Source organism: Plantactinospora solaniradicis, assembly GCF_042658085.1.
Lineage (GTDB): Bacteria > Actinomycetota > Actinomycetes > Mycobacteriales > Micromonosporaceae > Plantactinospora > Plantactinospora solaniradicis.
On record NZ_JBHSPR010000010.1, the window covers coordinates 172,791 to 194,463 of the forward strand.

21 protein-coding genes are annotated in these 21,673 nt (G+C 71.9%); 9 read left to right on the plus strand and 12 right to left on the minus strand.

The annotated features are described in order from the left end of the window. Positions 1-12: 12 nt before the first annotated feature. Together ACFP2T_RS13210 and ACFP2T_RS13215 are read right to left on the minus strand one after the other, a co-directional pair. Positions 13-672 carry a response regulator gene (locus ACFP2T_RS13210; protein WP_377421217.1) on the minus strand — a complete coding sequence of 220 codons (660 nt, stop codon included), beginning with the start codon at positions 670-672 and terminating at the stop codon, positions 13-15. Next, entirely contained in the window at positions 672-3,110 is a 2,439-nt protein-coding gene (locus ACFP2T_RS13215) for a histidine kinase (protein ID WP_377421219.1), read from the minus strand. Before ACFP2T_RS13215 ends, ACFP2T_RS13210 begins: the two co-directional genes overlap by 1 nt. Positions 3,111-3,297: 187 nt before the next feature. On the opposite strand from ACFP2T_RS13215, the gene ACFP2T_RS13220 reads away from it, so the two are divergent. From ACFP2T_RS13220 to dtd, 3 genes are all read left to right on the plus strand, one after another. Continuing rightward, positions 3,298-4,302, plus strand: a complete 1,005-nt coding sequence (locus ACFP2T_RS13220) for a CPBP family intramembrane glutamic endopeptidase (protein WP_377421221.1) — start codon at positions 3,298-3,300, stop codon at positions 4,300-4,302. Between the two features lie 124 nt (positions 4,303-4,426). Continuing rightward, positions 4,427-5,911, plus strand: a complete 1,485-nt coding sequence (locus tag ACFP2T_RS13225) for a DUF7782 domain-containing protein (protein ID WP_377421223.1) — start codon at positions 4,427-4,429, stop codon at positions 5,909-5,911. A gap of 5 nt (positions 5,912-5,916) precedes the next feature. Then, complete coding sequence (gene dtd / locus ACFP2T_RS13230; protein WP_377421225.1) at positions 5,917-6,339, plus strand: D-aminoacyl-tRNA deacylase; 423 nt, start codon at positions 5,917-5,919, stop codon at positions 6,337-6,339. Between the two features lie 41 nt (positions 6,340-6,380). On the opposite strand, the gene ACFP2T_RS13235 is transcribed toward dtd, so the two are convergent. Continuing rightward, entirely contained in the window at positions 6,381-7,169 is a 789-nt protein-coding gene (locus ACFP2T_RS13235; RefSeq protein ID WP_377422779.1) for a sporulation protein, read from the minus strand. A gap of 377 nt (positions 7,170-7,546) precedes the next feature. On the opposite strand from ACFP2T_RS13235, the gene sigB reads away from it, so the two are divergent. After that, on the plus strand, positions 7,547-8,530 hold the full coding sequence (sigB, locus tag ACFP2T_RS13240; protein ID WP_377422781.1) for an RNA polymerase sigma factor SigB: 984 nt from the start codon (positions 7,547-7,549) through the stop codon (positions 8,528-8,530). 78 nt (positions 8,531-8,608) lie between these two features. Here sigB and ACFP2T_RS13245 read toward each other — a convergent pair whose 3' ends face one another. Continuing rightward, complete coding sequence (locus ACFP2T_RS13245; RefSeq protein ID WP_377422900.1) at positions 8,609-9,244, minus strand: hypothetical protein; 636 nt, start codon at positions 9,242-9,244, stop codon at positions 8,609-8,611. On the opposite strand from ACFP2T_RS13245, the gene ACFP2T_RS13250 reads away from it, so the two are divergent. Beyond that, on the plus strand, positions 9,200-9,439 hold the full coding sequence (locus ACFP2T_RS13250) for a helix-turn-helix domain-containing protein (RefSeq protein ID WP_377421227.1): 240 nt from the start codon (positions 9,200-9,202) through the stop codon (positions 9,437-9,439). The two genes, ACFP2T_RS13245 and ACFP2T_RS13250, sit on opposite strands and share 45 nt — an antisense overlap. On the opposite strand, the gene ACFP2T_RS13255 is transcribed toward ACFP2T_RS13250, so the two are convergent. Together ACFP2T_RS13255 and ACFP2T_RS13260 are read right to left on the minus strand one after the other, a co-directional pair. Next, positions 9,375-10,556 (minus strand): acetoin utilization protein AcuC, encoded by a 1,182-nt coding sequence (locus ACFP2T_RS13255; protein WP_377421229.1) that lies wholly within the window; start codon positions 10,554-10,556, stop codon positions 9,375-9,377. The genes ACFP2T_RS13250 and ACFP2T_RS13255 overlap by 65 nt on opposite strands. Positions 10,557-10,663: 107 nt before the next feature. Then, positions 10,664-11,584, minus strand: coding sequence for a sulfurtransferase (locus ACFP2T_RS13260; RefSeq protein WP_377421231.1), 921 nt, complete (start codon positions 11,582-11,584; stop codon positions 10,664-10,666). Between the two features lie 97 nt (positions 11,585-11,681). Here ACFP2T_RS13260 and ACFP2T_RS13265 point away from each other — a divergent pair, with 97 nt between their 5' ends. Then, on the plus strand, positions 11,682-12,371 hold the full coding sequence (locus ACFP2T_RS13265; protein ID WP_377421233.1) for a metal-dependent transcriptional regulator: 690 nt from the start codon (positions 11,682-11,684) through the stop codon (positions 12,369-12,371). A gap of 98 nt (positions 12,372-12,469) precedes the next feature. Here the strand turns inward: ACFP2T_RS13265 and ACFP2T_RS13270 are convergent, their stop codons facing one another. Both ACFP2T_RS13270 and ACFP2T_RS13275 read right to left on the minus strand, forming a co-directional pair. Next, entirely contained in the window at positions 12,470-13,015 is a 546-nt protein-coding gene (locus tag ACFP2T_RS13270; RefSeq protein WP_377421235.1) for a hypothetical protein, read from the minus strand. Positions 13,016-13,168: 153 nt separating this feature from the next. Next, a complete protein-coding gene (locus ACFP2T_RS13275; RefSeq protein WP_377421237.1) occupies positions 13,169-13,459 on the minus strand; it encodes a DUF5522 domain-containing protein in 291 nt (96 codons plus the stop codon). 147 nt (positions 13,460-13,606) lie between these two features. Between ACFP2T_RS13275 and ACFP2T_RS13280 the strand changes: the two genes are divergently transcribed. Both ACFP2T_RS13280 and ACFP2T_RS13285 read left to right on the plus strand, forming a co-directional pair. Beyond that, entirely contained in the window at positions 13,607-14,101 is a 495-nt protein-coding gene (locus ACFP2T_RS13280; RefSeq protein ID WP_377421239.1) for an SRPBCC family protein, read from the plus strand. 124 nt (positions 14,102-14,225) lie between these two features. Next, complete coding sequence (locus tag ACFP2T_RS13285) at positions 14,226-15,506, plus strand: MFS transporter (RefSeq protein ID WP_377421241.1); 1,281 nt, start codon at positions 14,226-14,228, stop codon at positions 15,504-15,506. 25 nt (positions 15,507-15,531) lie between these two features. Here ACFP2T_RS13285 and ACFP2T_RS13290 read toward each other — a convergent pair whose 3' ends face one another. The 4 genes from ACFP2T_RS13290 to ACFP2T_RS13305 form a co-directional block, all read right to left on the minus strand. Continuing rightward, positions 15,532-16,482: a DUF2332 domain-containing protein gene (locus ACFP2T_RS13290; RefSeq protein WP_377421243.1), complete on the minus strand. Its 951-nt coding sequence runs from the start codon at positions 16,480-16,482 to the stop codon at positions 15,532-15,534. Positions 16,483-16,604: 122 nt separating this feature from the next. Next, positions 16,605-19,463: a vitamin B12-dependent ribonucleotide reductase gene (locus tag ACFP2T_RS13295; RefSeq protein ID WP_377421245.1), complete on the minus strand. Its 2,859-nt coding sequence runs from the start codon at positions 19,461-19,463 to the stop codon at positions 16,605-16,607. A 69-nt stretch (positions 19,464-19,532) separates the two neighbouring features. After that, positions 19,533-20,042 (minus strand): transcriptional regulator NrdR, encoded by a 510-nt coding sequence (gene nrdR, locus ACFP2T_RS13300; RefSeq protein ID WP_377421247.1) that lies wholly within the window; start codon positions 20,040-20,042, stop codon positions 19,533-19,535. 258 nt (positions 20,043-20,300) lie between these two features. Continuing rightward, a complete protein-coding gene (locus ACFP2T_RS13305; RefSeq protein WP_377421249.1) occupies positions 20,301-20,552 on the minus strand; it encodes a LysM peptidoglycan-binding domain-containing protein in 252 nt (83 codons plus the stop codon). 317 nt (positions 20,553-20,869) lie between these two features. Between ACFP2T_RS13305 and lexA the strand changes: the two genes are divergently transcribed. Beyond that, on the plus strand, positions 20,870-21,655 hold the full coding sequence (gene lexA, locus ACFP2T_RS13310; protein WP_377421251.1) for a transcriptional repressor LexA: 786 nt from the start codon (positions 20,870-20,872) through the stop codon (positions 21,653-21,655). Positions 21,656-21,673: the final 18 nt, after the last annotated feature.

Genomic DNA, 21,673 nt, shown 5'->3' on the forward strand with positions numbered 1-21,673 from the left:
TACTCCGACCCGCTACTCCGGCCCGCGCGCACGTGGCCGGGCCAGCCCCAGGTCGTACGCCAGGATCGTCGCCTGCACCCGGTCCCGCACACCGAGCTTGGCCAGCAGGGCGTTGACGTGCGCCTTCACGGTGCCGGTGGCGACGCCCAACTCCGCGCCGATCTCCGCGTTGGAGAGGCCGGCGGCGACCCGCTCGAACACCTCCCGCTCCCGGTTGGTGAGGCTGGACACCGTGCCGGCCACCGGCGGCGGGACCACCAGCCGGCCGGCGGCGAACGAGTCGATCAGTCGTCGGGTCACCGCCGGCGCGAGCATCCCCTCCCCCGCGGCGACAACCCGGATCGCCGCCAGCAGATCGGCGGGCTGGGCGTCCTTGAGCAGGAATCCGGAGGCACCGACCTGGAGCGCCTCGAAGACGTACGCGTCGAGGTCGAAGGTGGTGAGCACCAGCACCCGCGGACCGTCGGCGGCGGCGGTGAGTTCCCTGGTCGCGGCGAGCCCGTCCATCCCGGGCATCCGGATGTCCATCAGTACGACGTCCGGCCGGCTCTCGCCGGCCCGGCGCAACGCGTCCGCGCCGTCACCGGCCTCCGCGACCACCACCAGGTCGGGCTCGGCATCGACGATCGCGGCGAACCCGGCCCGGACCACGGGCTGGTCGTCCACCACCATTACCCGGACGACGATGTCGCCACCTCCTCGTCCCCGATCAACACGCGGCCGGGACCGACCGACTCCCCGACGGGACCGACCCGATCCGGCGGTACCGGGGCGGGCGTCGGCAGCCACACGTCGAGCCGCCCGGCCGGTACGTCCACCGTCACCTCGCCGCCGAGCGCGCCCACCCGGGCACGCAGTCCCGCCACGATCACCGGGTCGGTGGCGGACGGCACGCCGGCCATGACGATCCGCAGACCGCCGTCACCGTACCGGAGATCGATGGCGATCGGACCGGGGTCCCCGGCCGCCAACGCGAGTTCGACGACCCGGTACGCGGACACGTCCACGTCCGCCGGCAGGGGACCCGGCGCGACCGGCACGGACGCCTCGACCAGCCGCCCGGCCGTCCGCTGAGCCGCGCAGAGCAGCGTGATCGCCCCGACGGTCGGCTGCGGAGCCCGCCGCTCCGCTCCGGCGTCCGCGCGCAAGGTGTCGAGCAGGCCACGCATCGCGGTGAGGGTGGACCGGGCCTGCTCCAACAGCACGTCCAACCGGCCCTCGTCGGCGGCCGTCACCACCTGTCCCGCCCGGTGCAGGACGGCGGCGCGGAGACCGGCAGCGATCCGGGCCCGTTCCCGCCGGGCCGCCTCGACCGCCTCTGCGGTGGTCCGGGCGACCGCGTCCGCCTCCCGGGCCAGGACTCCGGCCCGGCGCCGCCGGAGCACGGTTCCGAGCAGCCAGACCGCGCCGAGCGGAATCGTCAACAGGCCCGCCATGGCCAGCCAGCCAGGAAGTACGAAGATCAGGGTGAACAGCAGACCGAGCTCCGGGGTCATCGCGGTATCGGGCTGGACCCGCTGTCCGGCCACCGAGCCGTCGACCGCGGCCGACGCCGTCAACGCGGCGGCCAGGGACAGTGCCGTGATCGGCACCGCCAGCAGCGTGTTCGGGGCCGGACGGGCGTGCCCGGCGACCGCGTACACCGCGACGAACTCGGCGATCGCCCCGGCCACCAGCACCTCGGCCGACTCGCCCGGCAACGGCACGAGGACGACGGCCAGCGGCCACAAGGCGGCGGTGACCAGCACCCCGGCCAGCACCGCCCAGGGCCGGTGGCGCCGCCACAGCAGCGGCACGGTGTGCGCCGCCATCACCAGCCCCACCAGCAGGCCGGCGGAGCCGGATCCGGCACCGTCCAACCCGTCGACCGGCAGCGACGGGGAGACCGCGATCGCCAGTGCGCCCAGCACGATCAGCCCGTCCACCACCTGCTGCCAGCTCGGACGACGCCACCGTGGCCCGCCGGCCGGCTCCGTCGGAATGGCCAGCGGAAGCGTCGCCCGGACCCGCCAACCCGTCGGTTCCGGCCCGGCGGTGAACGTCCCGCCCACCCCTGCGGCCCGGTCCCGCATCCCCGGTACGCCCCGCCCCGAGCCGAGTTCCGCCGCCTTCCCCGGTACGCCGCCCTCGTCGTCCACCACGATCTCCACCGATGTCGGGTGGCGGGCGATCCGCAGCCGGACGGCGGAACCCGGCGCGTGCCGCAGGGCGTTGGTGAGCGCCTCCCGGGCGATCCCGTACACCGCCTCGGCGACCGCCGGAGGAAGTTCGGGCTGCCCTTCCGGGATCGGGTCCGGCTCGACCCGCACCGGTTGCCCCAACCGCCGGAAGCCGTCGGCGAGTTCCGCGAGCCGTACCTCCAGCGGCCGGCGGTCCTGCTGCTCGGCGCTGCGGATCACCGCCACCAACCGGTGCAACGCGGTCAGCGTCTCCCGGCCGGTACGCGCCGAGAACGCGACCGCCTCCGCGACGAGTTCCGGGCGACGGTCGGCGAGCCGGAGCGCCGCTCCCGCCGTCACCACGATCGCGGTGAGGTGGTGGGCACTGACGTCGTGCAGTTCCCGGGCCAGCCGGTGCCGTTCGGTGCTGGCCGCCCGTTGCCGGTCCACCTCGGCCGCGGCGAGCCGCTCGGCGGCGGCGGCCCGGGCGGCGTGCCACCGCCGCCGGCTCCGCCCGAGACCCAGCGTCACCGGATAGACCGCCAGCCCCAACAGCACCTCAGCCAGGAAGGTGACGCCGAACCCGTAGACCACCAGGCCCAGCACCGCCATCTGGGCGTAGGCGACCGCGGCCGCCGGACCGGCGATCCGGAGCGGCCGGCGTACCGCCACCGAGTAGAGCGCGATCGCGTCCGCAACGATGATCACAAGCAGCGCGTCGGGGTCCACCGCGAGCCGGCCGAGTGCCTGGGCGAGCAGGACGACGCCCATCGCCACCACCGGCGCACGGCGACGCCAGCCCAGCGCGACCGCGCATCCGACGGTCGCCACCAGGCCGGCGACCAGCTCCGGGTCGACCGGGCCACCGCCGCCCAGCCGGGCACCCGGCCAGTACGCCAGTTGCGCGCCGGCCAGCACCACCGGCAGCAGCCAGTCCCGGACCAGTCTCATGACGGCTCCGATCTCGTGACGGCTCCGACGATAGGACCGGCGACCCACCCGGCACATCCGCTGGCGGCGGTAGCCGGGCTATATCTCAGGTTCTGGTCGCGCTAGGCCGAGGGTCCGGGCCGGGATATGCCGCAGGTTCGGGCCGGGCTATGTCGCAGGAGCGGGTGCCGGCTCCCGACGGCGGGCGATGTCCGACGTGCGCCTGGCCGGCACGCTGGAACGCATGACCACCCCACCCCCACCGGGTACGCCGTACCACCGGCTGGCCCGGACCGACCGGCACCGCTGGTGGCGACCGGTGCTCGGCAGCCTCCTGATCCTGGGCGGCACCTTCGCCGTGCTCTGCCTGCTGATCGGCGTCGCAGACTCGGCCGGCCGCCTCGCCGACCGGCCGACCGGTCCCGATGGCCTGCCCACCTGGGGTCCGGTGGGCGACCTCGCACTGCTCCTGGCCAGCATCGCCGTGGCGCTGCCGCTGGTGCTGCTCGCGGCCGGATGGGTGCAGGACCGCCCGGTGGGGACGGTGTCGTCGGTACTCGGTCGGCTGCGCTGGCGCTGGCTCGGCGTCTGCGCCCTGGTCGCCGTGCCGACCGTGCTGGTGCTGCTCGGGGGAAGCCTCGGGCTGCTCACGCTTACCGGCAGCGCGGACGAGGGCGGGTCGGCCGACGGCGGCTGGCCGGGCTGGTGGGGCTTCCTCGGTGCCGTGGCCGTGCTGCTTGCGCTGGTCCCGCTCCAGGCAGCCGCCGAGGAGTACGTCTTCCGGGGCTGGCTGCTACAGGCGGTCGGGGCGTTCCTCCGTACGCCGTGGCCGGCGATCGCCGTCCAGGCGGTGCTGTTCGCGGCGGCACACGGCTGGGGCACCCGGTGGGGGTTCGCCGAGCTGGTGATCATGGCGAGCCTGACCGGCTGGCTGACCATCCGCACCGGTGGCCTGGAGGCGGCGATCGCCCTGCACGTGGTGAACAACGTGGTCGCGCTCGTCGGCTCCGCCGCGCTCGGCCAACTCGCCGCCGAGGAGACGGCAGCGGACGCCCCCTGGGAGATGTTCGTGGTCAGCGTGCTGGTACACGCCGCGTACACCGGGGTGGTGCTCCGGCTCGCCCGCCGCCGGCGGCTGCCGACCGTGCTGCCCTGCTACCCGGCGCCGGCCGGTCCCGCGCCCGCCACCTCACCAGCGGCCGGCGGCCGGTGACGCGAGCGGTGCGCGGGTCCGCCCGCCCAGGTACCCGCCGGTTACACCCGACGGGGTGGTTCCGGCCGGGCATCTACGGGGGTTGCGGGTCGGGCCGGTACCGGCGACGGGCAGGATGGACGCCGTGGACGGAGACGACATGCTGCTGTCGCCCGCTGGGGTCGATCAGCTTCGGCAGGCCCTTCTCAGCGCGGTTTACACGTCGAGCGGCATCGCCGAGCGGCTCGGGCCGCAGGCGACCAGCGCGATGGCCCGCAACGACTTCCGGGCGGCACTGCGGGCCACCGAGGAACGTGACCCGCTCGACACGCTGATCCGGCTCTTCGTCTGCGGCCAGACCGAGCCGGAGGCGGCGGTACGGGCGGCGTTCGCACCGCTGCCGTTGGCGGAGGCGCTCGCCGGTGGCCTGGTCGAACGGGCCGGCTCCGGCCTCCGGCAGGCGATCGACCTGGAGCCGTACGGGGACTCCTGGTGGGTGCTCTCCGACGTGCCCGCGAGCGCCCGACCCGGCCTGCCGCTCCCCTCCGACCACGTTCTCGGGATCGGCGGGGCCACCACCACCCTGGTCGGCGCGACGATCCGGCGCCCGGTCGGCAGCGCGCTCGACCTCGGCACCGGCAGCGGCGTACAGGCCCTGCACCTGGCCGAGCACGCCCGCTCGGTCACCGCCACCGATGTCTCCGACCGGTCGCTGCGGTTCGCGGCGACCACCGCGGCGCTGAACGGACACCGCTGGGAGCTGCTTCAGGGCGATCTCGTCAGCCCGGTCGCCGGTCGCCGCTTCGACCTGGTCGTGAGCAACCCACCGTTCGTGGTCGGCCCCGGGACCACCACGCACAGCTACCGCGACTCGGGCCGGGTCGGCGACGGGATCGCGGCCGAACTCGCCGCCGCCGCGCCGGGCCTGCTCACCGAGGGCGGCACCATGCAGTACCTGGCCAACTGGCTGCACGTGGCCGGGGAGGACTGGGGCGAGCGGGTGGCCGGCTGGTTCGCCGGCACCGGCCTGGACGCCTGGGTGATCCAGCGCGAGGTGGCCGACCCAATGGCGTACGTCGACCTGTGGCTGGCCGATGCCAGCGAGGCCGCCGACCCGTACCGGGTGGCGGCCTGGCTGGACTGGTTCGACGCGCAGAAGGTGGAGGCGGTCGGCTTCGGCGTGGTGAACCTGCGCCGGGGCGGGAAGGCCGATCCGGTGATCCGGATCGAGGACCTTCGGCAGGCGGTGCAGCCGCCGATGGGCGAGCAGATCGCCGCCTGGTTCGACCGACAGGACTGGCTGCGGGACCGTGACGACGACGCGCTGCTGGCGACCCGGTTCCGGGCGGTCGACGGGCTGCGCCTGCGTCAGGAGGCGACGATGGGCGACGAGGGCTGGGCGGTGGAGCGGCAGGTGCTCGTCCAGTCGCACGGGCTGCGCTGGACCGAGGAGGTCGATCCACTGGTGCTCGCCCTGGTCGGCGGGGCCAACGGGCAGGTGCCGCTGCGCGAGCAGCTCGCGGTGCTGGCCCTCGCGCACGACGTACCGGCGGAGGATCTTGCCGACGCGGCCGGGCCGATCATCGCGCACCTGGTCGAGCGCGGCGTCATCGCGCCCGTGGCAGACTGACCGTCGTGCGGGCGGTGGTGCAGACGGTCGGCCGGGCCAGCGTGACGGTGGACGGCGAGGTGGTCGGGGCGATCTCGGACGGACTGCTGGTGCTGCTCGGGGTGACCCATTCCGACACTCCGGCGACCGCCGAGACGATGGCCCGGAAGGTGCACGAGCTGCGCATCCTGGACGACGAACGGTCCGCCTCGGACGTCGGCGCGCCGCTGCTGGTGGTCAGCCAGTTCACCCTGTACGGCGACGCCCGCAAGGGGCGCCGGCCGAGTTGGGGCGCCGCGGCCCCGGCCGAGCTGGCCGAACCGCTGGTGACCGCGTTCGTCGAGGCGCTCCGGATCCGCGGCGCCAAGGTGGAGACCGGCCGGTTCCGCACCCACATGCTGGTCGAGAGCGTGAACGTCGGCCCGCGCACGGTGCTGCTCGACCTTTAGCCGCCGGTACGCCCGTCGCGCCACCGCGACCGTGCAGACCGTCAGAAGAACAGGCCACGCTTCTGTAGCGACTGACGCAACCAGCCGTCGAGCTGGCCGGTCCAGTCGGTCCGGTCGGCGGTGGCGTAGTCCACGGTGAACCGGCCGAACGCGTCGCGGCCCTCGGTGAGCAACCCACCCCGCTTGTCCATCTCCAACACGATCTGCAACTGCTGCGCCGTGGCGACGAAGGTCAGCTCCAACTGGTTGATCGCCCGGGCGTACTGGGGAGCGGGATAGAACTCGATCTCCTGGTAGAAGGGCAGCGACTGCTGGACGCCGTAGATGTGTCCACGCTCGACGTCGGCCCGGGTGAACCGGAAACCGAGCTGGGTGAGGGCGCCAAGGATGCGTTCCTGCGCCGGCAGCGGGTGGACCGCGACCGGGTCGAGATCACCCTTGTCCACCGCGCGGGCCACCTCCAGCTCGGTCCGCAGCCCCATGGTCATGCCGTGCAGGTGCTGGCCGCCGATCTCGGTGATCGGGGTCTCCCACGGCACGTCGAAACGGAACGGGATGTCGCGCCGTGCTCCGCTCTCCAGCCGGAACGGGCCGGTCGCGCGCTGGCGGTGGAACTCCTGGGTGCTGCTGTACTCGCTGTCGCCGCTCTCCACCTCGACCCGGGTGACCAGGCCCAGTGCGACGTACTCGATGTCCACCGGGTGGTCACCGCCGGCGACGTGGATCTGCCCCTCCAACTGGCCACCGGGCCGGCAGTTCGGGTTGGTCAGCACCGTCTCTACCGACGGACCGCCCACGCCCATCGCCTGCATCAACCGTTTGAAGACCACCATGTCCTCCATCCGTGTTTCGATCACGCCCCGGCCAGTCGGTACCCGGCTGACCGGCTGGCACAGTAGCCACCGTCGGCAAGCCCGCGCCCGGACGATCGCCAGTCATCAATCGGACGGAGGGCCAGGAAACCGGCCAATTCGTTCCCCGGTTGTCTCCCGGATTCATGCCAACCCGACGATCTCCTCACCCCGGCTTCACGCCCCAGCAGCCAAGCTGGTTATCACCAGCGAGGTTGTCCGCTGGGAGGCGTCACTTTGTCGAAGCGGGGAGGCGACAGATGATGGTCCGGCACTTGAACGAGAACCACACTAGCCCGGCCAGCACGGCCGGGACCGATAACGAGCCGGTCAACGACGGCGGACCCGGCCAGGCCATGGTCGACCTCGACGCCACCGACGAGCGGGGCGCGTCGGCCGACCTCGTCCGGGCGTACCTCAACGGTATCGGCCGGACCAAACTGCTCACCGCCGTGCAGGAAGTGGAACTGGCCCGGCGGATCGAGGCGGGGCTGTACGCCGAGGAGAAGCTCACCGCCGACGAGCGGCTGCTCCAGGGCGGGCAGCCGGGCGGAACGTCCGGGGCGTTGCCGGTGGACATCCGGGGCGACCTGATGACGATCGTCGCCCAGGGGCGGGCCGCGAAGAACCACCTGCTGGAGGCGAACCTCCGGCTGGTGGTCAGCATCGCGAAGCGGTACACCGGGCGGGGCATGGCGTTCCTGGACCTGATCCAGGAGGGCAACCTCGGCCTAATCCGCGCGGTCGAGAAGTTCGACTACACCAAGGGCTACAAGTTCTCCACCTACGCCACCTGGTGGATCCGCCAGGCCATCACCCGCGCCATGGCCGACCAGGCCCGCACCATCCGCATCCCGGTGCACATGGTCGAGCAGGTCAACCGGATGGTCCGGACCCGTCGGGACCTGGCCACCTCACTGGGTCGGGAGCCCACCGTCGCCGAGGTCGCCGCCGCGCTGGGCGTACAGGAATTCCAGGTCATCGAGCTGATCTCGTACGACCGGGAGCCGGTCAGCCTGGACCAGGCGGTCGGTGAGGACGGTGAGAGCGCCCTCGGCGACTTCGTCGCGGCGGTGGACCCGCGCAACGAGCCGGGCGACGCGGTCTCCCACGGCATGCTCCGCAACGAGGTGGAGATCGTGCTGGCGACGCTGTCGCACCGCGAGCAGGCGGTGATCCGGCTGCGCTTCGGCCTGGACGACGGCCGGCAGCGCACCCTCGACGAGGTGGGTCGCGAGTTCGGGTTGTCCCGCGAGCGGATCCGTCAGATCGAGAAGGTGACCCTGCTCAAGCTGCGCCACCCGTCGCGCGCCGACCGGCTCGAGTCGTACGCGAGCTGACACGTACGCCGGAGCCCCCGCCACCAGCGTCGGTGGACGGGGGCTCCGGCGTATCCGGGCCGGGCGAGCCCGGTGCGGTCAGCCGATCGCCAGGTCGCGGCGACGGAACAGTGCCATCCCCAGGCCGGTCAGGGCCACGGCGATCGCCAGCAGGGTGACCAGCGGGGCGGCGGCCGGATCGGCGGCCGGCACGAGCGGCAGGTGGGTGAAGGGCGAGACGTTCAGCACCGGCTGCGGCAACTCCAGCAGCGCGCCGAGCTGGCCGAGCAGCACGCAGACCAGAAAGGCCGACCAGGACAGCGCCACCGAGAGCCGGGGCAGCAGCCCGAGCAGCACCACGGTCAGACCGGCCAGGACCAGCGCCGCCGGTGCCTGGAGCAGTCCGGCGGCGGTGAGCCGGGCAAGTTCACCCGGTACGTCACCGGCGACCAGTCCGTAACCCAGCCCGGTACTCGCCCCGGCGATCGCCAACAGTGCGACGGTGCCACTACCGGCCCAGAGCAGGTGACTGAGCAGCCAGCCGGGCGGCCCGAGGCGAGGACCGCGGCAGCGGTGGGCCCGACCGGCCCGGCCGGCGAGCGGTCCGGGGCCGACCGGATCGGCGTGGGCCGGCGCGGCGCCGGTCGCCCTCGGGCCCTGAACGTCGAGCAGATCAGGACGGCCAGGGCGATGCACGCCAGGGGTGCGCACACCGTCGACCAGATCGCCGCGCACCTGGGAGTCTCCCGGGCAACGGTCTACCGGCACCTGCGTGGTGGCGCCGTACCGACCTCCCCAGTCAATAATGAGACGGTTTTGACACTAATTAGAGACGATTTTGAGACACCCGGTCCGGGTTCGAGGGTCAGACCGTCGGGTCCTGCGGGTCCAGGCCGTGCAGCGGAAACACCGCCCGACGGGTGGCCATGATCTCCCGGTCCACGGCGTCCGGCTCGCCCGTCGGCTGCCAGCGCTCGTACGAGACGTCGGCGTCGTCGGTCATCCGCAGCGGCACCTCACGGTCGGGGCGCCGTTCCCGAGCCAGTGCCCGCCAGTCGGGTGGGGTCAGCGCGGCCGGGTCGACCGGGTCACCGGTGGCCACCGCGAGCAGATGTGTCCAGGCCCGGGGCACCACCTCGACCAGGGCGTAGCCGCCGCCCCCGGTGGCGACCCACCGACCGTCGCACAACTCGTCGGCGAGCGCCCGCAGGGCGAGATAGCTGGCCCGCTGACCGTCCACCGTCAACCGCAGGTCGGCGAGCGGGTCCAGCCGATGACCATCCGCACCGCACTGGCTGACCAGGATCTCCGGCCGGAACGCCCGGAGCAGCGCCGGCACGGTGGCGTGGAAGGACCGCAGCCAGCCCGCGTCACCGGTACCCGGTGGCAGGGCCAGGTTGACGGCGCTCCCCTCCGCACCCGGTCCACCGGTCTCGTCGGGAAACCCGGTTCCCGGGAAGAGCGCCAACGGGGTCTCGTGCAGGCTGACGGTCAACACCCGTGGGTCGCCGTAGAAGATCTGCTGCACCCCGTCGCCGTGGTGCACGTCGACGTCGACATAGGCCACCCGCTTCGCGCCGAGGTCGAGGAGCCGGGCGATGGCCACCGCCGGATCGTTGTAGACGCAGAAGCCCGCAGCCCGACTCGGCATGGCGTGGTGCAGTCCGCCCGCCACGTTGACCGCCCGCCGGGCCTCGCCCCGCCAGACCGCCTCGGCCGCCGCGAGACTGGCGCCGGCGACCAGGGCACTCGACTCGTGCATGCCGTCGAAGATCGGGTTGTCCGGGGTCCCGAGGCCGTACCCGGAGAAGAGCGGGTCGTGGGGTGCCGCCCGTACCGCGTCCAGGTAGTCCGGTCGGTGCACCCGGGCCAGCGCCGTGTCGTCGGCCGGGGTCGGCGCCACCAGCCGTACGCCGGGGCGGTCGAGGACCCCGAGCGACCGGGCCAGCGCCATCGTCAGTTCCACCCGGACCGGGTCGAGTGGATGGTCGCCCAGGTCGTACGCCAGCAGACTCTCGTCCCAGACCACCAATGTGCCGTCCGACATGGCCCTCATGGTCGCATGTCCAACGGCCTCGACTGGCCAGAGCGGCCCGATGGCTTCCGGATCGCGAGCCGGACACCAGGTCCCGGCGCCGGATCAGACGGTTCGGATCAGGGTCGATCCGAACCAGAACCCGAACCCGGATCGGAGCCCGAACCTGGATCGGGGTCGCGCTCGGAGTCGGGGCCGGGGTCGGTGGTGGCCACCGGGCGGGCGGGATCGGTGAGCCAGTCGCTCCACGAGCCGACGTAGAGCGCGGCGTCGGGATAACCGGCCCGGTGCAGGGCGAGCACGGCCTGCGCGGCGGTCACCCCGGATCCGCAGTACGCGGCGACCGGTACCCCCGGCCGGACGCCGGCCCCGGCGAACCGCTCGCGCAGGAGATCGGCGGCCGGCAGTCGTCCGTCCGCGCCGACGTATTCGGCGGCCGGAAGGTTCACCGCGCCGGGGATGTGTCCGGCGACCGGGTCGACCGGCTCGGTCTCGCCCCGGTACCGGGGTGCCGTCCGGACGTCGACCAGCACTCCTTCGGCCGCGACCCGGGCCGCCTGACCGGCGTCGAGCGCCGGCATTCCGCCCGGACGCACGGTGAGGTCGCCCGGCTGTGGGTCCGCCGGTTCGGTCGAGAGCGGCTGTCCCGCCCCGACCCAGGCCGGAAAGCCACCGTCGAGTACCCGGACCCGGTGGTGCCCGGCCCAGCGCAGCGTCCACCACGCCCGCGCCGCCGCCATCCCGTCGCCGCCGTCGTAGGTCACCACGGGGTGACCGGTCCGCACCCCCGCCGCGCGGAGTACCCGCTGCAACACCGCCGGATCGGGCAGCGGATGCCGTCCGCCCGCCCCGGGTGGTCCGCACAACTCGGTGTCGAGATCGACGAAGACCGCCCCGGGCAGGTGGCCGGCGTGGTAGTCGGCCCGACCGGGAGGCCCGACGAGCCGCCAACGGACGTCCAGCAGGGTGGGCGGCTCGGCGGAGGCCAGCTCCGCGGCGAGCCCGGTCACATCCACAAGAAGATCATCCGGTCCGGACACGGCGTCCAGTCAACACCATCCGGGACGGAACCGCCCGGCTCGGCGACACTGAATATCGGTCCCCCGAGGTAGCATCGTTGCTGGGAGGACCGCTGACGTGAACGACCTTGTCGACACTACCGAGATGTACCTGCGCACCATCCTCGAGCTGGAGGAGGAAGGTGTGCCCCCGCTGCGTGCCCGGATAGCGGAGCGGCTGCGCCAGAGCGGTCCGACCGTCAGCCAGACCGTCGCCCGGATGGAACGCGACGGGCTGCTGACCGTCGAGGACGACCGCCACCTGCAACTCACCGCCCTCGGTCGGACGCACGCGGTGTCCGTCATGCGCAAGCACCGGCTGGCCGAGTTGCTGTTGGTCAACGTGATCGGGATGCCCTACGAGGAGGCCCACGAGGAGGCCTGCCGCTGGGAGCACGTGATGAGCGACTCGGTGGAGAAGAAGGTCTACGAGCTGCTCAACCGGCCCACCCGGTCACCGTACGGCAACCTGATCCCCGGGCTCGAGACCTTGGTCACCAATCCCGACGTTCCGGCCGCCGAGACGGTCGCCGACAGTGAGCGGAACCTCGCCTTCCCCGGTCTCAGCGGTCCCGTGGTGGTCCGGCGGATCTGCGAGAGCGTCCAGACCGACGGCGACGTGCTACGCCAGCTGCACGCCGCCGGGGTGGACCCGGGCGCGACGGTCACCGTCGCGCAGGAACGTGACGGGGTGACCATCGACCGCTCCGGCGACAAGATCCGCCTGCCCCGCGAGGTCGCGTCCCGGGTCTTCGTCGCCGCCCACTGAGCGCCGCCGACCCCGATCCCGGCTGATCGTCCCGCCCGTCGGCTTCCGCCAGGCGGGCGGGTTCGTGGTCGGGCGTCCCGGCACGGGCGGCCGCCGGCTCAGAGACTGCTGGTGTCGATCTTCTTCGCCAGGGCGACGAGCTTCGGGGCGAGCGCGTCGGCCGTGGCCCGGTCCTCCCCGGTCGGGAACGTGTAACGGAGGCTGGCCAGGCGCTTGTCGCCGGTGAGCCAGCCGATCTCCACGCCGACCCCGGAACCCTTGGCGGCCGCCACCGCCGACTGGTAGGCGGCCTTGCCGAGGCCCTTGACGGACTTCCCGCCGCTCGGCACCACCTCGTCGGCGAAGATGGCCGCGTCCGCCGTGGTCGGAGTCACCGACAGCGCCAGTTCAGGGCGGGGGTCCGCCTCGGCGCGCAGCACACAGGTGTCGGTCTTGCCGTGCCGGCTCGCTGCGGAGACCTCGAACTGGGTGCCGATGGCCTGCTCCACCACCTTGTACTCCAGTAGCTGGCACGCGCCGCCGGCTGCCGACGCCGGAAGCCGTACGACCTTCGGCGCCGGCCCGAGTGGCGCAGGCGCGGGATCCTCACCGCAGCCGGAGAGCATCAACAGTCCGACACCCACCAGGCACAGCCGCCTGCGCACCGCGCACCTCCCGTCCACCCGGCCGCAGCGGCCGGGGAATCCGTCGGCCACCGTACGGGTTCCGCGCGGCTGGCGAAACCCCGTGCTCCGCACTGCCTGGTGGCGCCCACTGTGGCGGTGGCGGGGCCGGCGCCTCGGGACCGGCGCCTCCGGCTACGGCGATGGCGAAACCGGCGCCTCCGGATCGTCGACGTAGGGGCAGTGGCGGCAGCCACGCCCGCAGCAGGTGCCACGGCGGGCGAGAAAGCCCGCGCTGAGCACGAACAGCCCGGTGGCCGGATCCGGATAGCCCGCCTCACCGGCCGCGAGAGCGGCGGAATGGGCCGCCAGGATCCGATCCCGGTCCGGATGTGTCGGCGACAGCCGGGACGGATGCGGCGAGTCCAACGGCCGGGGCGCCAACGGCAGCCGCCGCCCCTGCCCGCTGGCGTCGGCACCGTCCATTCCGCCGACCCTACGACACCGCCGTGCCCCGTCGACCGGGGCGGTGTCCGCACCGGCTGCCAACCGGCGAATGAAACGCGGTCGGCCGGCTAGGGTGTCGACTGGGGAGATCGCGGCGGCGACACCGCCATCTCGACGGAGAATCCGATGAACGACGACCTGGCGAATCGATTCAGCGACATACATTGGCCAGACGGATTCTCGCCGGACGATGCCGATCTGTTCGCCCACAACGAGGTGTTCATCGACGCACCCTGCTCGACCGTGTGGCAGCTGCTGATCGCCGCCGAGCAGTGGCCGCAGTGGTATCCGAACTCCCACGACGTGCATATCCTCAACGATCGGACCGGAGTGCTCCGGAACGACAGCAGGTTCCAGTGGACGACTTTCGGGATCGACATCCTCAGCGAGATATTCGAATTCGTTCCGGACAGTCGCATCGGTTGGTACGGAGACGCACCGGGTCTTCACGCGTACCACGCCTGGCGGCTGCTCGACGAATCGAACCGGTGTCACGTCATCATGGAGGAGGCCGCCAAGGGTCCGGCCGCGATCGAGATGCGCAATTCCGACCCCGACGGGATGCACCAGGCTCACGACCTGTGGAACAGCCGCTTGAAACTCCTCGCGGAGGGCCGGTAGGCGCCGGTAGAGTCCGACGGCCCGCTGGCCGCGGGCACTCGGCGCCGACCACGTCCCGGCCACCGCCAACTCGGCGCCGACACCGGCGGCCAGGTCTGTTCCCCGTCGTGGATGAGGACCCTCAGTGACGCAACAGTTGGCGCCGCCTGCTGCCGCCAAGCGGGCGCAGCGCCGCTCGCTCTGGCGGTCCAGGAACTTCCTGCTGCTGTGGAGCGGTCAGACCGTCAGCGAGTTGGGTACCCGGATCTCCGGCATCGCGATCCCACTGCTCGCCGCCAACGACCTCGATGCCAGCGTCTTCCAGATCTCGCTGCTGACATTCCTCGCCTGGCTGCCGTATCTGCTCTTCTCACTGCCGGCCGGGATCCTCGCCGACCGTGTCGACCAGCGGAAACTGATGATCGTCTGCGATCTGGGCCGAATGGCGCTGCTGGTGTCGCTACCGCTGGTCGCGATCGGCGGGAGGCTGAACCTGTCGTACCTGTACGTCGTCGTCGGGCTCTCCGGCGTCCTCACCGTGCTCTTCACCGTCGCCTACCGGAGCACGCTTCCGAAGATCGTTGCCGCCTCCCAACTCGTCGACGCGAACGGGAAGCTCGGGATGAGCCAGGAGTTCGCCGAACTCGTCGGTACGACGATCGGCGGGGCGCTGATCGGCGTCGTCGGAGCCACCAGGACGTTCTTCAGCAACGGATTCGCCTTCCTGGTGAGCGCGGTGACGCTCTGGCTGATCCGGGAGGCACCGGCCGAGCCGGACGCGAGCCCGGCGGACGACCCACGGCCCACGTTGCGGACCGCCCTGACCGGAGGACTCGCCTTCATCCGCCGCCAGCCGATCCTGGTGAAGATCCTGGCCTGCACGACGACCTCGAACTTCTTCGTGATGGCGTCGAGCTCCATCGAGATCACCTTCCTGGTCCGGGAACTGCACGCCTCGTCCCTGCTGGTCGGCTTCGTCTTCACGATCAGCGCGCTCGGCGGGCTGGCGGCCGGTGCGCTGACGAACCGGATCTCGGAGCGGATCGGTTCGGCCCGGATCATCTGGGTGGCGATGCTCGCGCCCGGCCCGCTGTACCTGCTCATGCCCCTGGCCCGGCCCGGTTGGGGCCTGTTGCTCTACGGTGCCGGCCTCGCCGCGTTCTCCGCGAACTCGGTGCTGTTCAACGCGGCGGCGATGTCGTACCGGCAGCACGTCACCCCGGCCAGGCTCCTCGGCCGGGTGAACGCCGCGTTCCTGTGGGTCTGTTACGGGGTGATTCCGCTCGGTGCCCTGTTCGGCGGCGCGCTCGGTGCCCAGTTGGGCCTGCGGCCGGCGCTCTGGATCTGTGTGATCGGCACCTGGAGCGCCGCCCTGTTCGTCCTCTTCTCACCGCTGCGGAAGATGCGCGACATGCCGGCCGTCTGAACCGTCACGGCGTCGTCGGCCCCGGCTACCGGGCCGGGCCGTCCCCGAACCAGGTCATCGCCTGCCCGTGCGAGCGGGTCCAGGCCAGCGGCGTCCCGTCCAACGTGAGCACGTTGTACAGCGCGTCGCCCGGCGGCTCCGGCAGCGCGGCGTGGGACACCACGTCCGGCGCCTCGTTCGCGATCCAGTGGCCGGGCAGCCCGCGTACCAGCTCGATGAACGCCTCCCGGCGCGGCGCCGGCACCTGGTACAGCACGGAGGTGTGGAACACCACCAGCGTCGCGCCGGCCGGCGCCCGCGCGGCCAGCGCCGGCAGGTCGTCCACCAGGTCGCCCCGCACCAGCAGCGGCGGGTCGGCCGCCGCGACGGCCGCCGCGGCCCGCAGCCGGGCGCGACGGTGCGCGTGCTCCGGCCAGATGAGCGCCTCCAGCCACGCGACGTCCGCCGGGTCCGTCACGTCGAGCGGGTTCAGGTCCAGGCCGGCCCGCCACACCACCTCCGGTACGCCGGCCGGCGGCGCCACCCCGGTCGCCTCGCACTCCAGCACCGGTTCACCGGAGCCGACCGACACCTCGCCGTACCGGTAGGCGTACCGGTCGGGGTAGAGGCAGAGCCCGGCGGAGGCGCCTACCTCGATCAGTGCGAGCGGCTGCGGCAGCGCGGCGAGCACCGGCAGCAGTACGGCACACCGCCCGGCCTCGTTCGTCTGGGTGGCCCGGTGGCGCAGCTCCGCCTCGATCGCCGGCCAGTTCGTCACCGCGTACCGGTGAAATGCGGTCGGATCGTCGATCGGACCGCCGAGCAGCCGGACGGCCCCGAACAGCAGGTTGGGCTGGCGCTTGGCCGGTGGAAGCGTGTCGAGCAGAGCCAGTATGTCGTCGTCCCGCGACACGGCGTGGGCCAGTCGTTCGTACCCGGGCGACACGCCGTGTGCCTCCCGCGCGGCGAATTCGGCGTAGATCGTGGCGGTGGTCATCTCCCAATGATCACAGTCGAACTCCCGGCGTCGGACGACCGGGTCCGGCAGAGGGGAGCCGGGCGAACAGCCCGACTCCCCTCTGCCGTTACCGCGCTCTCGACGGCGCAGCTACCGTGCTCTCAGCTGCACCCGGAGGTGGAGCCGCAGCCCTCGCAGACGTAGCAGCTACCGGCGGGCCGCATCTTGGTGCCGCAGGTGAAGCAGAGCGGGGCGTCCTGCGCCTTGCCCAGCACCGCTTCCAGCAGCTCGGTCGAGGAGCCGACCTGAGGCGCCGGCCGTTCCGGCGCCGCCGCCTCGACCTGACGCTCCACCGCCGGCTCCGACCTGGTCTCCACCGGCGCGGACGCGGCCATCGCGGCGAGGTCGACGGCGCTCTCCGCCTCCGCCTCCGCCCGCAACTGCGCGGCCCGCTCCTTGGCGGTGAAGATGCCCAGCTCCGCCCGCCGCTCCTGGGGCAGGAAGTCCAGGGCCAGCCGCCGGAAGATGTAGTCCATCACCGAGGCCGCCATCCGGATGTCCGGGTCATCGGTCATCCCGGCCGGCTCGAACCGCATGTTGGTGAACTTGCTGACGTACGTCTCCAGCGGCACGCCGTACTGGAGGCCGATCGAGATCGCCACCGAGAAGGCGTCCATCACCCCGGCCAGCGTCGAGCCCTGCTTCGACATCTTGAGGAAGACCTCGCCCAGGCCGTCGTCCGGGTACGACGACGCGGTGAGGTAGCCCTCGGCCCCGCCGACCGAGAACGACACCGTCTCGGAGGGCCGCTTCTTCGGCAGCCGCTTGCGCACCGGGCGGTACTCGACGACCTTCTCGACCGTCTTCTCCGGCGCGGCCGGCGGGGCCGCCTTCGCCGGCTCCCGCTTGGACGCCGACAGCGGCTGACCGACCTTGCAGTTGTCCCGGTAGATCGCCAGCGCCTTGAGGCCCAGCTTCCAGCCCTCGAAGTAGATCTGCTCGACGTCGGCGACGGTGGCCGCCTCCGGCATGTTGACCGTCTTCGAGATCGCGCCGGAGATGAACGGCTGCACGGCCGCCATCATCCGGACGTGCCCCATCGGAGCGATCGACCGCTCGCCCATCGCGCAGTCGAAGACCGGGTAGTGCTCCGGCTTCAGTCCGGGCGCGTCGACGACGTGGCCGTGGTCGGCGATGTGCTCGACGATCGCCTCGACCTGCTCCTCCGGGTACCCCAGGCTGCGCAGCGCACGCGGCACGGTCTGGTTGACGATCTGCATCGAACCGCCGCCGACCAGCTTCTTGAACTTGACCAGCGCCAGGTCGGGCTCGACCCCGGTGGTGTCGCAGTCCATCATCAGCCCGATGGTGCCGGTCGGGGCGAGCACCGACGCCTGCGCGTTCCGCCAGCCGGACTTGTCGCCGATCTTGTTGCCCTGGGTCCACTGCTTGGTCGCCTCGCGGACGATCTCGGTGGCGACCGTGCCGGTCGGCTTGATCTCGTCGTTAGCGGCGGCGTGCTTGCGCATCACCCGCTTGTGCGGCTCGGCGTTGCGGGCGTACCCGTCGTAGGCGCCGACCACGCCGGCCAGCTCGGCCGAGCGGCGGTATGCCGTACCGGTCATCAGCGAGGTGATGGCGGCGGCGACCGAGCGACCACTCTCGGAGTCGTACGGGTGGCCGGTCGCCATCAGCAGCGCGCCGAGGTTGGCGTACCCGATGCCGAGCTGCCGGTACGCCCGGGTGGTCTCCCCGATCTTCTCGGTCGGGAAGTCGGCGAAGCAGATCGAGATGTCCATCGCGGTGATCACGAACTCCACCGACCGGACGAACTTGGCCACCTCGAACCCGCCGTCGGCACGGAGGAACTTCATCAGGTTCAGCGAGGCCAGGTTGCACGAGGAGTTGTCCAGGTGCAGGTACTCCGAGCACGGGTTCGAGGCGGTGATCCGGCCCGTCTCCGGGCAGGTGTGCCAGTCGTTGATCGTGTCGTCGTACTGGAGGCCGGGGTCGGCGCACTCCCAGGCGGCCTGGGAGATGGTCCGGAACAGCCCCTTGGCGTCGACGCTCTCGATCACCGCGCCGTCCAGCCGGCCCCGCAGGTCGAACGTGCCGCCGTCCTGCACCGCCCGCATGAACTCGTCGGAGACCCGGACCGAGTTGTTGGCGTTCTGGTACTGCACGCTGACGATGTCGGAGCCGCCGAGGTCCATGTCGAAGCCGGCGTCGCGGAGCGCACGGATCTTGTGCTCCTCGCGCGCCTTGGTGACCACGAACTCCTCGATGTCCGGGTGGTCCACGTCCAGGATCACCATCTTGGCCGCCCGCCGGGTGGCACCGCCGGACTTGATGGTGCCCGCGCTGGCGTCCGCGCCCCGCATGAAGCTGACCGGGCCGGAGGCGGTGCCGCCGCTGGAGAGCAGTTCCCGGGACGAGCGGATCCGGGACAGGTTCACCCCGGAGCCGGAACCGCCCTTGAAGATCAGCCCCTCCTCCTTGTACCAGTCGAGGATCGAGTCCATCGAGTCGTCGACGGCCAGGATGAAACACGCCGAGACCTGCTGCGGCGAGGCCGTGCCGACGTTGAACCAGACCGGCGAGTTGAAGCTGAACACCTGGTGCAGCAGCATCCAGGTCAGCTCGTGCTCGAAGATCTCCGCGTCGGCGCCGGTGGCGAAGTAACCGTGCTGCTCCCCCGCCGCCCGGTACGTCCGCACCACCCGGTCGATGAGCTGCTTGAGCGACCACTCCCGCTCCGGGGTGCCGACCGCGCCCCGGAAGTACTTGGTGGTCACGATGTTGGCCGCGTTGACGCTCCAGGAGTCCGGGAACTCCACGCCCCGCTGCTCGAAGTTGATCGAGCCGTCCCGCCAGTTCGTCATCACGACGTCCCGACGCTCCCAGGTCACCTCGTCGTACGGGTGTACGCCCTCGGTGGTCCAGACGCGCTCCACCTTCAACCCGGTCGTCGCCGCCGCCCTGGTCCGTGACTTACTCGCTGTCACACCTTCCCCCGACATCTCATCCGCCCCCTTGCGCGCACGACTCTTCCCGTCGTGCGTCCGTCGCTGATTCGAAAACTGAAAGAACTAGCCGGTCGGAGCGCCGGGCGCCCCGACGACCCCGATGCCGTCCCCCGACTGGCTCCGGGCCATCGCCGCCGCGCGCAGCGTCTCGATCTCCCGCTCGAAGTCGTCCAACGACTCGAACGACCGGTACACGCTGGCGAAGCGCAGGTATGCCACCTCGTCCAACTCCCGGAGCGGCCCCAGGATGGCCAGCCCCACGTCGTGGCTCGGCAGTTCGGCCGCGCCCTTGGCCCGGACGGTCTCCTCGACCCGCTGCGCCAGCAGCGCGATCGCGTCGTCGTCCACCGGGCGGCCCTGGCACGCCTTGCGTACCCCACCTATGATCTTGGTCCGGCTGAACGGCTCGGTGACCCCGCTGCGCTTGACCACCGCGAGCACGGCCTCCTCGACCGTGGTGAACCGCTTGCCACACTCAGGGCAGGACCGCCGTCGGCGGATCAACTGGCCGTCGTCGGCCTCCCGCGAGTCGACCACCCGGGAGTCGGCGTGCCGGCAGTACGGACACCGCATCGCCGACCTCCTTCCGCCATCACGACCATCGCGTCTCGCCCAACGGGCAGCCACCTGCCGCGGGCCCGCCACGCCAGGTGGCTCCCGCGGTGTTGGTGAACCTGAGAGCTGCGGGTAGTTAAACCCCAACTTCTAGGCGACTTACACCCTTGTCACTACTACATCTAGGGGTCGACCGTATGTCGCCGACGGGCCGAGGTCAAGTTGACGGGGCGTGGCGCAGCACGCAAATCTTCAACCCCACGGCAGGGCGGGCGGTTACCGCTCCGTAGGCAGGATCAGCCGCTGCCCGGCGTGCACGGTGTAGTCCTCCAGCCCGTTGAGTCGACGGATCTCATCGATCACGGCGAACGGCTGCGAACTGGGCCGGTGCCGCTCGGCCACCGACCAGAGGGTGTCCCCGGGGCGTACCACGGCGGTCGGCACCGGCCCCGGCGGATCGGCGGCCCGGGACGCGGGCGCCAGGATCGCCGCCAGCCCGGCAACGAGCAGCAGCAGGAAAACCGTCACGACCACTCGACCCCGCCGGGTCAGCCGCAGCCGGCCACCTCCGGAAGCCCTCGACACTCCCGCCGCACCCATCGCGACCTCCAAGATCGAACACCAGTTCTAACGAACGGACGTACGATGGTCTACCAGAACACCCGTTCGAAGTCGAGCCCTCAGAGGCGACACGCCGCGCCGATGTCGTACAGATGTTTGAAACTATGTGATCTCACCTATACGGTCGTGAACATCGACACCGGATCCGCCGACGCGGCTTCCGGCGCCGACCCCACGACGCACCACGAGCCGCCAAGGCACCCCACCGCCACCAGGAGGACGACGTGTCGACCGACGACCGGACGAGCCGGCAGAAGCCCCAGAAGAGCGGCGTACCAGGCACCCGGGCCAGCCGACGCACGGCCGGGCCGCAGGTTCGGGACGGCGCGCCCGCCCTGCGGGCCGTCACCCCGGTGGTGAGCGCGTTCCCGGACCTGGTGACCGCGGACCTGACCGCCCGGCAGCGACGCATCCTGGAGTTCATCCGCGACTGGGTGGAGCGGTACGGCTACCCGCCGAGCGTCCGCGAGATCGGTGAGGCGGTGGGGCTGGTCTCCCCGTCCAGCGTCGCGTACCAGCTCAAGGAACTGGAGCGGAAGGGATTCCTGCGGCGCGACCCCAACCGTCCGCGCGCGGTGGACGTCCGGCCGCCCAGCGAGATGATCGACGACGAGACCGCCCGCGCCCAGCGCCCCACCCCGGCCTACGTGCCACTGCTCGGTCAGATCGCCGCGGGTGGTCCCATCCTCGCCGAGCAGGCCGTCGAGGACATCTTCCCGCTGCCCCGCGAGCTGGTCGGCGAGGGCGAGGTCTTCATGCTCCAGGTCAAGGGCGACTCGATGCTCGACGCGGCGATCTGTGACGGCGACTGGGTGGTCGTACGCCAGCAGCCGACGGCGAACGCGGGGGAGATCGTCGCGGCGATGCTCGACGGTGAGGCGACGGTGAAGACCTACCGCCGCCGCGACGGGCACGTCTGGCTGATGCCGCAGAACCCCGCCTTCGACCCGATCCCGGGAGACGACGCCACCATCATGGGCCGGGTGGTGGCGGTACTCCGGCGGATCTGACGCCCTCGCCCTGCCCTT

Excerpts from the sequence above, each read along its gene's own strand:
- ACFP2T_RS13215 (WP_377421219.1), bottom strand. The coding sequence starts at position 3,110 with ATGAGACTGGTCCGGGACTGGCTGCTGCCGGTGGTGCTGGCCGGCGCG.
- ACFP2T_RS13295 (WP_377421245.1), bottom strand. The coding sequence starts at position 19,463 with ATGTCGGGGGAAGGTGTGACAGCGAGTAAGTCACGGACCAGGGCGGCG.
- sigB (WP_377422781.1), top strand. The coding sequence starts at position 7,547 with ATGGTCGACCTCGACGCCACCGACGAGCGGGGCGCGTCGGCCGACCTC.
- ACFP2T_RS13250 (WP_377421227.1), top strand. The coding sequence starts at position 9,200 with ATGCACGCCAGGGGTGCGCACACCGTCGACCAGATCGCCGCGCACCTG.
- ACFP2T_RS13220 (WP_377421221.1), top strand. The coding sequence starts at position 3,298 with ATGTCCGACGTGCGCCTGGCCGGCACGCTGGAACGCATGACCACCCCA.
- ACFP2T_RS13290 (WP_377421243.1), bottom strand. The coding sequence starts at position 16,482 with ATGACCACCGCCACGATCTACGCCGAATTCGCCGCGCGGGAGGCACAC.
- ACFP2T_RS13255 (WP_377421229.1), bottom strand. The coding sequence starts at position 10,556 with ATGTCGGACGGCACATTGGTGGTCTGGGACGAGAGTCTGCTGGCGTAC.
- ACFP2T_RS13280 (WP_377421239.1), top strand. The coding sequence starts at position 13,607 with ATGAACGACGACCTGGCGAATCGATTCAGCGACATACATTGGCCAGAC.
- ACFP2T_RS13210 (WP_377421217.1), bottom strand. The coding sequence starts at position 672 with ATGGTGGTGGACGACCAGCCCGTGGTCCGGGCCGGGTTCGCCGCGATC.
- nrdR (WP_377421247.1), bottom strand. The coding sequence starts at position 20,042 with ATGCGGTGTCCGTACTGCCGGCACGCCGACTCCCGGGTGGTCGACTCG.
- ACFP2T_RS13275 (WP_377421237.1), bottom strand. The coding sequence starts at position 13,459 with ATGGACGGTGCCGACGCCAGCGGGCAGGGGCGGCGGCTGCCGTTGGCG.